Here is a 13,704-nt window from a genome sequence, read left to right as displayed (position 1 = left end):
GCGCGTGAGAGCGCGGCGCGTTCCGGCCTAGTCCTGCGTCACCGCCACCTTTCTTTCCACCGCATGCCACGCGTCCGCGCGCTGCGCGCCGAACGCCAGCGCAAAGTTCGACGCCTGCTGCCCGACCGTTCGAAGCTGCTCGACGACCTTCGGGTCCGAGCACGTATCGGCCGATTCGAAGCGCGTCTCCAGCGTGTTGACCGCCGCGCCGAACGGCGTCGGCCAGCCGCGCAGCGCGTGCACGATCGAGCGCAGCGACGTCAATACCGTGCCCGCGGCCTGCCATCCATACGCGGTGACGATGCTGCCGACCGCACGGCCATCGAGATACGGGCGCTCGTCGAGACGCAGTTCCTCGAGCGTATCGAGCGCGTTCTTGACGAGTCCGGAGATGCCGCCGTGATAGCCGGGCGTCGCGATGACGAGCGCATCGGCGGCGCGCACCGCTTCGATGAGTTCGTGCTGCTCGTCGGTCAGTTCGCGCGTTTCGGGCGCGTAGTGCGGCAGGCTGTGCAGGAACGCGCCGCCGAACAACTGCACGCGCGCGCCGGACTCCTGTGCGCCTTTCAATGCGAACGCCAGCGCGCGCTCGGTCGATGATGCGGGCCGCGTCGTGCCGCCGATTCCGACGACGAGCGGACGGCGCGATGATTCAGTTCGGGTCAAGTTCAGTGCTCCGGAAATGGCAACGGCGAAAGCCGTCAGATGAACCATCATAGCCAGCGCACACGCGGACCGGAACGCACGATTTTCGCTAAGGATATGCGGGATTCAGCGGGTGCTTCATGGACGAAAGGCGCTGCCCCCGCAGCGCCTTCCATCTCACTGCGTCTGCGCCCACGCCAGCGCGGCGACGCGCTCCAGCTTCGCGCTCATCGCCTGAGCATGCGCGCTTGCCGCCGTGCCGCGCGCGACTCTTCCCCGAATGCCGTGCAGGATCGCGGCCAGTCGAAACAGATTGAGCACGATATAAAACTTAAGCTCCGGAATGCCGCTGCGCCCGGTCCGTTCGCAATAGGCCCGCACATAGCCGGCCTCGTCCGGCAGGCCATGCGCCGCGAGGTCCGTACCGGCCAATCCTCCGAGAATGTCCTGAGGCATTCGATACATCATCAGGTGATAGGCGAAATCGGCAAGCGGAGACCCAAGCGTCGAGAGTTCCCAGTCGAGCACCGCCACCACGCGCGGTTCGCTCGGATGAAAGATCATGTTGTCGACGCGGAAATCGCCATGCACGATGGAGGTTTCGTCATCTTCCGGGATATGTCGCTGCAGCCATTCGATCAGCCGGTCCATGTCCGCCAGCCTGCCGGCGAGATCGTCCTCGCGATATTGCTTCGACCATCGCTCGATCTGGCGCGCCGCATAGTTTCCGCCGCGACCGTAATCACCGAGGCCGATCGCGGCCGGATCGATGCGGTGCAGCCGCGCGAGCGTGTCGTTCATCGCATCGAACATGGGCGCGCGCGCGTCGCGCGGCAGGTCGGGAAACGCCGCGCTCCAGAAGATGCGCCCCGCGACGCAGTCCATCAGATAGAAGCTGCTGCCGATCACCGACGCGTCTTCGCACAAGCCATGCACGCGCGGCACTGGGAAGCCTGCGCCGTCGAGCGCGGTAATCACGCGCGCTTCCCGCTCGATCGCATGCGCGCCCTTGAGCAACTGACCGGGCGGCTTGCGGCGCAGCACATAGTCGCGTTCGTTCGTGCGTATGCGATAAGTCGGATTCGACTGGCCGCCCTTGAACTGCTCGACGCGCAGCGGCCCCGCGAATCCTTCGACATGCGCGCTCATCCAGTCGAACAGACGTGCTTCGTCGAAGCGATAGCCTTCGCGCACCGCGGTGGTGTCGTCGGCGCTCATGCGCTTTTCCCGTGCGAGTCGGAATGCTGACGCTTGATGTGCTTTGCGATCGACCATTTGTGCACTTCGGTCGGGCCGTCGTAGATGCGGAACGCGCGCAATTCGCGGAAGATCAGCTCGACGAGCGTGTCGCCCGACACGCCGGTGCCGCCCATGATCTGCACGCAGCGATCGGCCACGCGATACAGCGCTTCCGACACCGACGACTTCGCGATCGAGCTCTCCAGCGTGCCGCGCGAGCCGCTGTCGAGCACTTCCGCGCACCAGTCGATCATGAGCTCGGCCTGCTGCAGGTCGGCGACGTTATCGGCGAGCATGAAGCCGACGCCCTCGTGATCGATGAGCGGCTTGCCGAACGCCTGACGGCGGCACGCATAGGCGCTGGCGATTTCATGCGCGCGCGTCGCCGCGCCGTGCCAGCGCATGCAATGCGACAGACGCGCGGGCGCAAGCCGCACCTGCGCATAACGGAAACCTTCATCGACTTCGCCCAGCACCTGATCCGCGCGCACGCGCAGATTGTCGATGACGACGATCGAGTGGCCGCCCGGCGACGAACTGTCGATGGTGTCGAGAATGCGCTCGATGCGAATGGCCGGATTCGGCAACCCGACGAGGAACATGGTTGCGCGCACCGCATCGGCCGGACCGGTGCGCGCCATGACGATGCCCACCTTCGCGCCGACCGCGCCGGTGATGAACGCCTTCCTGCCGTCGATGACCCAGTCGTCGCCGTCGCGCCGCGCGCTGGTGCGCAGCATCGACGGATCGGAGCCCGCCCCGTTGTCGGCGGCCGGCTCGGTCATGAAGAACGCCGAGCGCGCGCGGCCCGCGACGAGCGGCGCGAGGAAACGGTCCTTCTGCGCCGGCGTGCCGATCGCGCCGATCAGGAACATGTTGCCTTCGTCCGGCGCCGCGACGTTCACGGCGACCGGCCCGAGCGGCGAAAGGCCGGCGCGCTTGAGCACCGCCGCCGTTTCGAGCTGCGTCAGATGCGAGCCGTCGGCCAGGATGTGCGGCGTGAGCAGCCCCGCCTCGCGCGCGCGTTCGCGCAGTTCGGCGACGAGTTCCTCGGACGGGCCGTGCCGGTCGCGGCGCGGATCGTTCTCGTACTGAATGACGACGTTGCGAACGAACGCTTCGACGCGCGCAGCGAGCGCCGCGCCGCGTTCGGTCTTCACCAGATTCATGCTTGCCATGGACTTTCCTTTGATAGAGCCGCGTGTGTCAGAGCGAGGCGACGAGATGACCGCCATCGACGGCGAGCGTGACGCCCGACATGTAACGCGATGCATCGGACGCGAGCAGCAGCAGCGGTCCGTTCAGATCAGGCAGCTCGCCCAGCCGCCGTTGCGGAATCCGCTGGATGAGCGCCTGTCCCGCGCTCGAATCCCAGAAGTCCGCGTTGATTTCCGTATTGAAATAGCCCGGCGCTATGGCGTTTACGCGAACGCCATAGCGCGCGAGTTCGAGCGCGAGCGTGGCCGTCATCTGGATCACGCCCGCTTTCGACACCGCATAGGGCAGCACGCCGCCCGCCTGCCGCAAGCCCAGAATCGACGCGATATTGACGATCGAACCGCCGCCGCCCTCGCGCATCAGCCGGGCCGCGCCCTGCGCCATGAAGAAGCAGCCGCGCAGATTGGTGTCGAGCACCGCGTCCCAGTCCGCCTCGCTTTGTTTGAGCGCGGCATTCTCGCGGACGATGCCCGCGTTGTTGATCAGCACGTCGAGCCGGCCGCAGGCGGCGAACGCTGCGTCGCGCGAGGCCGTATCCGTGACGTCGAGCGCCTGGGTCGCGACCTTGCCGCCGGATGCGCGGATTTCGTCCGCGAGGCGGTCGAGCGCTTCCGTGCGGCGCGCGGCGATCACGACTTCCGCGCCGGCTTGCGCCAGCACCTTCGCGAAATGCGCGCCGAGCCCGCTCGATGCTCCCGTGACGAGCGCTTTTTTCCCCTCCAAAGCGAAGATCTTGTCCAACGTTGTCTCCCCATCATTATGTCGGATTGGATTGTAGGGCAATAATATAGGATTGTGTGAGGCTATAATCACGACCGTCATCAAAACATCGCGCAGTCACGGTCCTTTCCATGTTCAAGAAAAAAGCGCTCGCGGCCTCGGCGCCCGCGGCCGGCGTGATCCAGTCGCCACCGGTCAGCGCGACTCAGCTCGTTTATCAAGGCATCGCGCGGGGGCTCGAACGCGGCAGCTTCGTGCCGGGGCAGCGGCTCGTCGAGGGCGATCTAGCCGATTTCTTCGAGGTCGGACGCAACTCGGTGCGCGAGGCGCTGCAGCGGCTCGCGGCGGACGGCATCGTCGATCTGAACCGTAATCGTGGCGCGTCGATCCGCTCGCTGAGCCTGCAGGAAACCCACGACGTACTGGAGGTGGCGGAGTTGCTGACCGGTCTGCTCGCGCGCGTCGCCGCGCGCAATGCGCGCCTCTCGCCCAACGCGATGCAGCTCGAAAACGTGCTCGAGGAGCTCGACGCCTTCATGCCCTCGAGCGATCCCGAAGCGTTCGGGCGGCTGCGGCGGCGGTTCTATCGCACCTTGCTGGAGCTGGCGGAGAACAGCGAACTGAACCGCATGTTTCCGGCGGTGCAACTGCATATCGTGCATGCGCAGTTCCGTCCGCTGAACCTCACCGCGCTGCGCATCGCCGATTACGCGAAGATCGGCCAGGCCGTGCTCGCCGGCAACAGCAAGGAAGCCGAGCGCGCGGGCGTGCAGCACGTGCGCCATGTGCGCGAGCTCATCGACGAACTCGCGGCGCAGCCGCAGGACTGACGCGCGCAGCCGGTCAGACACTCCGGTCCGGACGTTCGTCCGGATTTCACATCCCTCTGTTTTACTTTCGACGACCGCGTGCGCGCCTTGCAGGGCCACATCGGCGCATCGTCCGGATGCGTGCAACGCACGCTTTTGGCGATGTTTGGCTAACTGGTTCGTTCAGTCACACGAAGGTTACCGCCACAATGTGGAAAAAATAGGGGTTAGTCCGGTGCATGCTCCCGCGCCGCAAAAGCTCTAATGAGAGCACCGAAGTCAGTGCGGTCCCGGCTGACCACGCGAGCGAGCGAATGCTTCGCCGCGATGGGTAGCCGTTCACACGGCAGACGCGACGCGCAGCCAGTGCTTACCCTGCGCGCCTGACCTTCAATCTTTTTCCAGCGAACACCCGCACTGCGCAGGGTGCGGTGGCGACTCGTGCCGACGAATTGCATCAACGCGGCGTCAAATCGGCATCAGCGAAAACTCGATAATCGACCACAAGAAAGACCATGAGACATTTTTCTGGCGGCTTCAAGATACTCGCTCCGCTTCTCGCAGCGGCGGCCTTGCACGGACAGACGGTCAAGGCCGAGCCCGCGGCCGGCGTCTACAAGATCGGCTTCGTCACGGAAAACACCGGACCGCTGGCATACGCGGGGCAGTCTTACTGGAACGGCGCGCAGCTCGCGCTGAGTGAAATCAACGCGAAGCATTATCTCGGCGCCAGCGCGACCATGGCGCTCGACGGCAAGGAAAGCGCGAGCGACGCGGCGCGCGCGATTCAGGCGATGCGCCAGTTCATCGGCGACCGCTCGGTGATCGCGACGAGCTGCTGCATTCTCTCGCCGGTGGCGAATGCGCTGAAGCCGGTCGTGACCAGCGGCAAGGTCCCGCTGGTGATTTTCGGCGCGACGGGTCCGGGCCTGCCGCAGCCGCCGTGGATCTACAACATGACGATCCTGCCGGGGCCGCAGGACGTGGCGACGGGCGTGGACGTCAGCAAGAAGCTCAATCTGAAGAGCGCCGCCTACATCCTCACGTCGGATAACGACGCCTTCAAGGGCCGCATGGAAGACACGCGCCACGCGCTCGAAGCGCAGGGCGTGAAGACGACGGGCGTGGTCAACGTGCTGACGCGCGACACCGACTTCACCGCCGCCGCGACGCAGGCGATGGCGATGAACGCCGACATGATCCTCGTCTACGCGACGCAGGGCGCGGCGACCGGCGCGATCACCGCGCTTCGCGATCGCGGCTACAAGAAGACCATCGTGACGACGGACGTGGTGTCGCCGGCTTCGGTCTTCAAGAAGATGGGTTCCGCGCTGGTGGGCGTGCCGTATCCGATCAGCTTCTCGGACTCGCTCTCGAGCTCGCCGGAAGCAAAGGCTTTCGCGAGCGACTACCAGAAGCGCTTCGGCGCGACGCCCGACATCTATTCGGCGCAGGGCTATCAGGTCGTCTGGTTCGTCGCGCAGGGTTTGAAGTCGCTGAGCGGCACGCCGACGCGCGAGCAGCTTGCCGAAGCGCTCGCGAAGATCAAGACGATCGAGCACACGGTCTACGGCTCCGAAGAAATGGTGGCGGGCCAGGCGACGACCAGGGGCACGCTGATCGTCAACCGCACGTCTGACGGCAATCTCGTGGCCTGGGCGCCCGCGAAATAGCACGGAGAGCATCGATGCAGCTTCTATTCGAACAGCTTGCCAACGGCATAGCGCTTGGCTCGCTCTACGCAATCTTCGGGCTGGGATTCGGGCTCGTGTTCGCCACGCTCGGCATTCTCAACGCGGCGCATGGCACGTATGCCACCTGGGGCGCGATTGCGGCCTTATGGTCGGTCGAACAATTCGGCTTCACCTTCCCGATGGCGATGCTGTTCGGCGTCGTATGCGGCGGCGCGCTTGCGCTGGTGGTGGATCAGGTGGCGTTCCAGCCGCTGCGCAAACGCAATAGCGGCATGCTCGGCGCGCTGATCACGAGCATCGCGTGCTGGATCATTCTCGACAGCCTGGCGGGCATGGCCACCGGCCAGCAGAGCCTGAGCTTCCCGCGCGAGAGCTATCCGCTCGCCATTTTCGACATCGGCGGCGTGCCGGTGCCGGCCATGCAGGTCATCACGGTGATCTTCATGCTGGTGCTGTCCACGGGTCTCTACTTCCTGATCCGCAAGACGCGCTTCGGCGCGGCGATGCGCGCGGTGGGCTGGAACCAGACCGCGGCGGCCATCGGCGGGGTCGACTCGAAGCGCATCGTGTTCTTCACGGCGGCCTTGTCGGGCGCGCTGTCGGCGGCGGCGGGCGTGCTCGCCGGCATCTCGACGCAGAACGTGTCCTTCACGCTCGGCGAAGGTCTGCTGCTCAAGGGCTTTTCCGCCGTCGTGGTGGGCGGTTACGAGGACGTGCGCGGCACGGCCATCGCCGGCGTGCTGCTCGGCGTGCTCGAAGTGATGACGGCGCAATACCTGTCCTCCGGCTTGCGCGACGGCATCACCTACGCCTTGCTGCTCGTCTTCCTGCTGGTCCGGCCGCGAGGTCTGTTCGGCGGCGTCGCCACCTCCCGGGCGTAAGAAACCATGAATGTCCTTTTCGATTTCTTCTCGTCGTTCCAGGGCACGATCGCCTTCGCGCTGGTCAACGCGGTGCTCGCGCTCAGCACCTACGTGGTGCTCGGCTGCGGCGTGCTCAGTTTCGCCACGGTGTCGTATGCGGCGATCGGCGGCTTCATCGGCTCGCGGCTGTTGCTGCAAACCGGAATCGAGCCGTGGATGGCGATCGTCGCGGCGACGCTCGCGGGCGCGGTGCTCTCGTATGTGATCGCGGCGATTTTCCTGCGCCTCGAAAGTCACTGGATGGCGCTCGCCACGCTCGCCCTTGTGCTGATCACGCGCGTGATCGTCGTCAACGTGCCGTCGCTGACGGGCGGCGTGAACGGCATCGCGTTGCCGACGAACATCTCGCTCGGCTGGCTCGCGATCATCTGCGCGCTCGTGATGTTCATCTTCTGGCGGCTCTCGACGTCATGGTTCGGCATCGCATCGCGCGCGGTGCGCGAGGATCAGGCGGTGGCGTCGAGCCTCGGCATTCCGCCGCGCCGCATCCAGACGATCGCTTTCGTGATCTCGGGCGCGGTCGGCGGGCTCGGCGGCGTGCTGATGGCGATGACATTGCAGTTCATCTCGCCCGACACGTACTTCATCAACGTCGCCTTTACCGTGGTCGCGTCGGTGGTGCTCGGCGGTTCGTATCACTGGCTCGGCGCGGTGGTCGGCGCGGCGGTGTTCACGGCGTTGCCGATCCTCGCGCAGTCGATCGTGCCGTCGCTGCAGGATGCGGCCAACGGTGTCGTGCTGCTGCTGATCATGCTTTTCCTGCCGCGCGGACTGATCGATCCGGATGCGCGCCTGCGCCGCCGCGCGCAAAAAACCAGCGAGGTCGCGACGTCATGACGAGCAGTCAATCTTCAATGCCCTTGAACCGCGCCGCGGCGCATCAGGCGCATGGCAGCGTCACGTCGGTCACCGCGCGTCAGGGCGATCACGCGTCGTCGCAGCGCGCGCCCTTGCTCAAGGTGCAAGGACTCACCAAGCGCTTCGGCGGCATCGCGGCCGTCTCCGAAATGGCGCTCTCCGTCGCGCCCGGCAGCGTCGTCGGACTGATGGGGCCGAACGGCGCGGGCAAGACCACGACCGTCAGCCTGATCAGCGGCCTTCTGCAATGCGATACGGGCACGGTCGAATTCGAGGGCGCCGAGATTCAGCGGCTGCCCGCGCACAAGATCGCCTTGCTCGGCATCGCGCGCACGTATCAGAACATCCGGCTCTTCAGCGGCATGACGACCTTGCAGCAGGTCATGTCGGGCTACTTCGCGCGCTCGGGCGCATCGATGCTCGGTGCGTTCCTCGGCCTGCCGAAATCGCGTGCGATCGGCAAGCAGGCGCGCGCGAATGCGCTGGAACTGCTCGAACGCGTAGGCCTCGCGCACCGCGCCGACGTGCTCGCCGAAACGCTCTCGTATGGCGAACAGCGGCGCGTGGAAATCGCGCGTGCGCTGGCGACGAATCCGCGCCTGCTGCTGCTCGACGAACCGACGGCCGGCATGAACATGCAGGAAGCGACCGACATCGGCCGTCTCGTGCACGAACTCAAGGACGCGGGCCTCGCCGTGCTGATGATCGAGCACAACGTGCGTCTGGTGATGGACTTCTGCGAACACGTGACGGTGATGAACTTCGGCCGTCTGCTCGCGAATGGCACGCCGCAGGAATGCATGTCGCATCCGCAGGTGAAAGAAGCTTATTTTGGAAAATCCGACGATGCTAACCGTTTCCGGACTTCAAGCTAGTTACGGCGCCATTCGCGCAGTCAGCGACATCAGTTTCGAGGTGGGCGCCTCGAAGATGGTTGCGCTGCTCGGCGCAAACGGGGCGGGCAAATCGACCACGCTCAAGAGCGTGGCGGGCATGCATCGTCCGATACGCGGTTCGATCCGCCTGAACGATCAGGAGATCTCCAGCCTCTCGCTGCATCAGGTTGTGCGGCGCGGGCTCGCGATCGTGCCGGAAGGGCGGCTCGTGGTCGCGCCGCTCTCCGTGGAAGAGAATCTCGCGCTGAGCGCCTACGCGGGCCGCGGCAACGAGGCCGACATGCTGGCGCGCGTCTATGAGCTGTTTCCGCGGCTCAAGGAGCGGCGCCGCCAGATCGCCGGACTCATGAGCGGCGGCGAGCAGCAGATGCTCGCCATCGGCCGCGCGCTGATGACCGATCCGCGCATGCTGGTGCTCGACGAGCCGTCGATGGGCCTCGCGCCCTCCGTCGTCGATCAGGTGTTCGACGCCATCGTGCGGCTGCACAGGCAAGGTCAGGCCATTCTCCTCGTCGAGCAGAACGCGGAGATCGCGCTTTCGGTATGCGACTACGCGTACGTGCTCAAACGCGGCTCGATCGTGTCGCACGGCACCGTCGAAGCGCTGCGTGGCGAAGCCAATCTGCTCGAAGCATATCTGTCCTAGGAGACAACGACATGTGGCATACAAGAATAGGCGCCATCGAAGTGATGCGCGTCGAGGAGATGCTCACCCCGGGTTTCGAGCCGGGCTTCCTTCTGCCAGATTTCACGCAGGAGATCATGCAGGAGCATCCACAGCTCGCGCTGCCGAATTTCTATCATGGCGAGTCGGGCAAGCTGATGTCGAGCATGCACTCGTGGCTGCTCAAGACCGACAAGCACGTCATTCTGATCGACACCGGTTGCGGCAATCACAAGTTCCGCAGTCACGCCGCGTTTCAGCGATTTCATCAGCTCGACCTGCCGTATCTGGACCGGCTCGCCGATTACGGCGTGCGGCCCGAGCAGGTCACGCTCGTCATCAATACGCATCTGCATGTGGATCATGTTGGCTGGAATACGCGTCTCGAAGGCGATGCATGGGTGCCCACGTTCCCGAATGCGCGCTACATCATGGGTCGCGCGGAGCTGGCGCACTGGCGCGATCCGGAAGGCGGACTGCGCTGCCATCCGATGGGCGCGGAGGTGATCGTCGACAGCGTCGATCCGGTGATCGAAGCGGGACTCGTCGATCTGGTGGACTTCAACGAAGAGTTCCTGCCCGGCATTTCCGTTCATCCGATGCAGGGCCACACCGCCGGCCAGCTCGCGGTGCGCGTGCATTCGCGCGGCGAGACCGCGTACTTCACGGGCGATACCTTCCATCACCCGATTCAGGTGTATCAGCCGGACTGGAGCAGCCGCTTCTGCGAGGACCGCGCCGTGGCCAACCAAACGCGCCGCTCGCTGTTCGAAATCTCGGCAGAAGAGCAGGCGCTGCTGTTTCCTGCGCATTTCGGCTTTCCGCATGCGGGCCGCGTGACTCGCCGTGGCGAGAACTTCACGTTCGTGCCGCTTGAATCCGTCAACTAACGAGGTCACGAACATGAATGCGAATCCGAATGTGCAGGAAGCGAACGAAGTTGCCCGGCTGTTGAGCGGCATCGTCCCCGCCGAAACCATCCTCGACGACGACGCAACGCGCGCCTATTACTCGAACGATGTGTTCTGGCAGCCGGGCGTCACGCCGCTCGCCATCGTCATGCCGGGCTCGGCGGCGCAGGTCGCGGACGCGGTGCGCGCGCTGACGGCCGCCGATATCGCCGTGGTGCCGCGCGGCGGCGGCATGTCGTACACGAAGGGTTATCTGCCGGCGCGCGATCGCTCCGTCGTGATCGACAGCCGCAAGCTGAATCGCGTCATCGAAATCAATACGCAGGATCTATACGTGACGGTCGAAACCGGCTGCACGTGGGCGTCGCTCAACGAAGCGCTGAAGGACACGGGACTGCGCACGCCGTATTGGGGACCGCTCTCCGGCATCAACGCGACCGTGGGCGGCGCGCTCTCGCAGAACAGCGCGTTCTTCGGTTCCGCGCTGAACGGCACGGTGGCCGAAAGCGTGCTGGGCGTGACGGTCGTGCTCGCCGATGGCCAGCTCATGACGACGGGCTCGGGCGGCCGCGTGGACACCAAGCCGTTCACGCGCGAAGGGGGTCCGGATCTGACGGGTCTGTTTCTCGGCGACAACGGCGCGCTCGGCTTCAAGGTCGCCGCGACCATCAAGCTCGTGCGCGTGCCTTCTGCGGTCGACTTCGTGTCGTTCGGCTTTCCGAGCATCACGGCAATGGCCGCCGCGCAAGTGGAGATGGCGCGCGAGCATCTGGTCTCCGAAGGCTTCGGCATCGACAAGACCAAGGTCGAGCACTCGGCGAGCGTGAACCGCATCAGCGATGGCCTGAAGATTCTCGGCAATGTCGCGAGCGCTTCGACATCGCGCCTGAGCGGCATCAAGAACGCGCTCAACGTGGCCGTGACGGGCACGAGCTTCCTGAAGAATCACGAGTTCACGCTGCATCTCGTCATCGAGCGACATGATCAGGCCGCGCTGGAGACGGCGCTTGCGCGCGTTCGCGCGATCGGCCGAGCGTACGGCGTCGAGATCGACAACGCGGTGCCGCGAGTGATGCGCAGCAAGCCGTTCAGTCCGGTACGCGGAATGCTCGGCAAGGACGGCGAACGCTGGGTGCCGATACACGGCGTTTTTCCGCTCAGCGAATCGAAGCGCGTGCTCGACGCCAACGATGCGTTCTTCGCGAAGCAGAAGCCGATGATGGACAAGCACGGCATCAAGTACTCGGTGATGACCATGACGACGGGACAGGAGTTCTTCCTCGAGCCCGCGTTCTACTGGATGGACGAGATCACGCCGCTGCATGAAAAGAGCGTCGGGCACGATGTCGTCGCGCCCTGGCTCAAGCGGCCGGCGAATCCGGAGGCGCGTGAAGCGGTGGCGCGTCTGCGGCGCGAAACGCAGGAGCTTTATGCGAGCCTCGGCGGCGTATCGTGGCAAGTCGCGCGCGATTATCCGTTCACGGAAATTCTCAAGCCCGCGACGCGCGGCGTGCTGGTCGCGCTGAAGCAGGCGCTCGATCCCAAAGGCCTCATGAATCCCGGCTCGCTGGGCCTGGCGGTCTGACGATGAGCGCGACGCCGGACTATATCGATACCGCGCACGGTGAAATGCGCGTATGGCGCGCGGGCAGAGGCGCGGCGGTAGTGGTGCTGCCTGGTCTCGTCGCCGCGGCGAGCGTGGTCGCGGAGCGCCTCGCCGGCGCGCACGCCGATACCTCGTTTCATGTCATCGAGTTGCCGGGTATCGGTGGTTCGGCGTCCGTGCGCTTCTCGTCATTCGAGGATGTGGTGAATACGGCGCGAGAGGCCATGCATGCGCTCGGTCTGGCACACGCGCCGCTGCTCGCATTCGATCTCGCCGGTGCGATTGCGTTGCAACTCGATCCGCAAGCGCTTTGTCTGCACGCCGACCATGCGCTCGGATGGGCGGCACGCAAATGGACGCCGCCCGATCTCACGCCGCGCAACGATGGCACGCATCTTAACGCGCTGTTTTCGCATCTGCGAGACGCGCATGTTCTCGACGCTTCGAGCGGGCGGCAAGTGGCGAAAAGCGGCGATCCGTTTCTTTCGCCCGAAGCGATGAACGCGACGTTTGTCGCGGCCGCGATGTCGCCATTGGCTTATATGAAGCTATGGTCGCTGTGTTCCGCGCATGCCGGTTGCTTGCGCGAGGCCGCGAATACGCGCGGTGTGAGCGAAGTCTTGTCTGGCGCGATTGCCCGGAACGTTTCGCCTGCACCGCGAACACCGGGCGACGTATGGCGCGATTATGTCGACATCCCGCACGGCAGAGTGCATTTGAGACTGAGCGGCCCGGACCGCGATCCGGTGATCGCATTGCATTCCGCACCGGGTTCCTCTGCGCCGCTGATGCCGTTGCTGAAGGGTCTTGGCGCGAAACGGCGCGTGATCGCACCGGACTACATCGGCAATGGCGAATCCGCGAGGCCCGACGAGCCGGTCGATATCGCCACGCTCGCACGCGACGTGATCGCGCTGGCCGACAAGCTCGATCTGAATACATTCGACCTGTGGGGTACGCACACCGGCGCGCTGATTGCGCTCGAAACGTCGCTGCTCGCGCCGGATCGCGTGAGACGCGTGGTGCTCGAAGCGCCGCCTATCCTCGACCCCAGCTTCTCCGCCGACATCCTTGCGAATTACTTCATCGATCTTTCGCCGGATCAGTGGGGTCTGCACGTGCAGAAGGCCTGGCAGATGCGGCGGGACATGTTTCTGTTCTGGCCGTGGTATCGCGCCGAGCGCGCGGCGGGTCGTCCCTTGCAGGTTCCCGATGCCGCTTTCCTGCACGACTGGACGGTGGGACTGCTGAGCAGCGGCAAAACCTATTCGCGCACGTATCGTGCGGCGTTCGAATACGACACGCGTGAGCGCATGGCCGGATTGAAGTGCCCGGCGCTGTTCTGCGCAGGAGCATCCGACATGCTGGTTCAAGGTCTCGACGCTGCGCGCGAGATGAAATCCGGGCGCTTCTTCGTCACCGGAACACCCGCCACAGTGTGGTATCCCGATCAGGCCCCTGAAGCAGTCGAGGAGACGATCGCGACGTACGCGCGGTTCCTCGACCACGGCCGCATCTGAA

General features: G+C 65.1%; 13 protein-coding genes. 9 read left to right on the top strand and 4 right to left on the bottom strand.

The features are described from left to right. Window positions 1-27: 27 nt before the first annotated feature. From AWB79_RS31615 to AWB79_RS31600, 4 genes are all read right to left on the bottom strand, one after another. Window positions 28-714 (bottom strand): NADPH-dependent FMN reductase, encoded by a 687-nt coding sequence (locus tag AWB79_RS31615; protein ID WP_374728578.1) that lies wholly within the window; start codon window positions 712-714, stop codon window positions 28-30. 108 nt (window positions 715-822) lie between these two features. Beyond that, window positions 823-1,863, bottom strand: coding sequence for a phosphotransferase family protein (locus AWB79_RS31610; protein WP_061171380.1), 1,041 nt, complete (start codon window positions 1,861-1,863; stop codon window positions 823-825). Then, window positions 1,860-3,053 (bottom strand): acyl-CoA dehydrogenase family protein, encoded by a 1,194-nt coding sequence (locus AWB79_RS31605; RefSeq protein WP_061171434.1) that lies wholly within the window; start codon window positions 3,051-3,053, stop codon window positions 1,860-1,862. Before AWB79_RS31605 ends, AWB79_RS31610 begins: the two co-directional genes overlap by 4 nt. A gap of 37 nt (window positions 3,054-3,090) precedes the next feature. Continuing rightward, a complete protein-coding gene (locus AWB79_RS31600; RefSeq protein ID WP_061171379.1) occupies window positions 3,091-3,843 on the bottom strand; it encodes an SDR family NAD(P)-dependent oxidoreductase in 753 nt (250 codons plus the stop codon). Window positions 3,844-3,953: 110 nt separating this feature from the next. On the opposite strand from AWB79_RS31600, the gene AWB79_RS31595 reads away from it, so the two are divergent. The 9 genes from AWB79_RS31595 to AWB79_RS31555 all read left to right on the top strand — a co-directional run bounded on the left by AWB79_RS31595 (window position 3,954) and on the right by AWB79_RS31555 (window position 13,703). After that, window positions 3,954-4,652: a GntR family transcriptional regulator gene (locus AWB79_RS31595; RefSeq protein WP_082862531.1), complete on the top strand. Its 699-nt coding sequence runs from the start codon at window positions 3,954-3,956 to the stop codon at window positions 4,650-4,652. 494 nt (window positions 4,653-5,146) lie between these two features. After that, complete coding sequence (locus AWB79_RS31590) at window positions 5,147-6,304, top strand: ABC transporter substrate-binding protein (RefSeq protein ID WP_061171378.1); 1,158 nt, start codon at window positions 5,147-5,149, stop codon at window positions 6,302-6,304. Window positions 6,305-6,318: 14 nt separating this feature from the next. Continuing rightward, window positions 6,319-7,206, top strand: coding sequence for a branched-chain amino acid ABC transporter permease (locus AWB79_RS31585; RefSeq protein WP_061171377.1), 888 nt, complete (start codon window positions 6,319-6,321; stop codon window positions 7,204-7,206). Between the two features lie 6 nt (window positions 7,207-7,212). After that, complete coding sequence (locus tag AWB79_RS31580) at window positions 7,213-8,085, top strand: branched-chain amino acid ABC transporter permease (protein ID WP_061171376.1); 873 nt, start codon at window positions 7,213-7,215, stop codon at window positions 8,083-8,085. Window positions 8,086-8,102: 17 nt separating this feature from the next. After that, window positions 8,103-8,981: an ABC transporter ATP-binding protein gene (locus tag AWB79_RS31575; protein ID WP_082862530.1), complete on the top strand. Its 879-nt coding sequence runs from the start codon at window positions 8,103-8,105 to the stop codon at window positions 8,979-8,981. Then, window positions 8,953-9,648 carry an ABC transporter ATP-binding protein gene (locus AWB79_RS31570; protein ID WP_061171375.1) on the top strand — a complete coding sequence of 232 codons (696 nt, stop codon included), beginning with the start codon at window positions 8,953-8,955 and terminating at the stop codon, window positions 9,646-9,648. The genes AWB79_RS31575 and AWB79_RS31570 overlap by 29 nt, the downstream gene beginning before the upstream one ends. 11 nt (window positions 9,649-9,659) lie before the next feature. After that, window positions 9,660-10,556, top strand: a complete 897-nt coding sequence (locus AWB79_RS31565; protein ID WP_063963595.1) for an MBL fold metallo-hydrolase — start codon at window positions 9,660-9,662, stop codon at window positions 10,554-10,556. Between the two features lie 13 nt (window positions 10,557-10,569). Continuing rightward, complete coding sequence (locus tag AWB79_RS31560) at window positions 10,570-12,162, top strand: FAD-binding oxidoreductase (protein ID WP_061171373.1); 1,593 nt, start codon at window positions 10,570-10,572, stop codon at window positions 12,160-12,162. Window positions 12,163-12,164: 2 nt separating this feature from the next. After that, window positions 12,165-13,703: an alpha/beta fold hydrolase gene (locus AWB79_RS31555; RefSeq protein ID WP_061171372.1), complete on the top strand. Its 1,539-nt coding sequence runs from the start codon at window positions 12,165-12,167 to the stop codon at window positions 13,701-13,703. Window position 13,704: the final 1 nt, after the last annotated feature.

Source organism: Caballeronia hypogeia, assembly GCF_001544875.2.
GTDB classification, from domain to species: Bacteria; Pseudomonadota; Gammaproteobacteria; order Burkholderiales; family Burkholderiaceae; genus Caballeronia; species Caballeronia hypogeia.
The sequence above is the reverse complement of the archived record's forward strand: the minus strand, read 5'-3'. Positions and strand labels throughout refer to the sequence as shown.

Excerpts from the sequence above, each read along its gene's own strand:
- AWB79_RS31555 (WP_061171372.1), top strand. The coding sequence starts at position 12,165 with ATGAGCGCGACGCCGGACTATATCGATACCGCGCACGGTGAAATGCGC.
- AWB79_RS31590 (WP_061171378.1), top strand. The coding sequence starts at position 5,147 with ATGAGACATTTTTCTGGCGGCTTCAAGATACTCGCTCCGCTTCTCGCA.
- AWB79_RS31605 (WP_061171434.1), bottom strand. The coding sequence starts at position 3,053 with ATGAATCTGGTGAAGACCGAACGCGGCGCGGCGCTCGCTGCGCGCGTC.
- AWB79_RS31570 (WP_061171375.1), top strand. The coding sequence starts at position 8,953 with ATGCTAACCGTTTCCGGACTTCAAGCTAGTTACGGCGCCATTCGCGCA.
- AWB79_RS31615 (WP_374728578.1), bottom strand. The coding sequence starts at position 714 with ATGGTTCATCTGACGGCTTTCGCCGTTGCCATTTCCGGAGCACTGAAC.
- AWB79_RS31575 (WP_082862530.1), top strand. The coding sequence starts at position 8,103 with ATGCCCTTGAACCGCGCCGCGGCGCATCAGGCGCATGGCAGCGTCACG.
- AWB79_RS31585 (WP_061171377.1), top strand. The coding sequence starts at position 6,319 with ATGCAGCTTCTATTCGAACAGCTTGCCAACGGCATAGCGCTTGGCTCG.
- AWB79_RS31565 (WP_063963595.1), top strand. The coding sequence starts at position 9,660 with ATGTGGCATACAAGAATAGGCGCCATCGAAGTGATGCGCGTCGAGGAG.
- AWB79_RS31580 (WP_061171376.1), top strand. The coding sequence starts at position 7,213 with ATGAATGTCCTTTTCGATTTCTTCTCGTCGTTCCAGGGCACGATCGCC.
- AWB79_RS31560 (WP_061171373.1), top strand. The coding sequence starts at position 10,570 with ATGAATGCGAATCCGAATGTGCAGGAAGCGAACGAAGTTGCCCGGCTG.
- AWB79_RS31610 (WP_061171380.1), bottom strand. The coding sequence starts at position 1,863 with ATGAGCGCCGACGACACCACCGCGGTGCGCGAAGGCTATCGCTTCGAC.
- AWB79_RS31595 (WP_082862531.1), top strand. The coding sequence starts at position 3,954 with ATGTTCAAGAAAAAAGCGCTCGCGGCCTCGGCGCCCGCGGCCGGCGTG.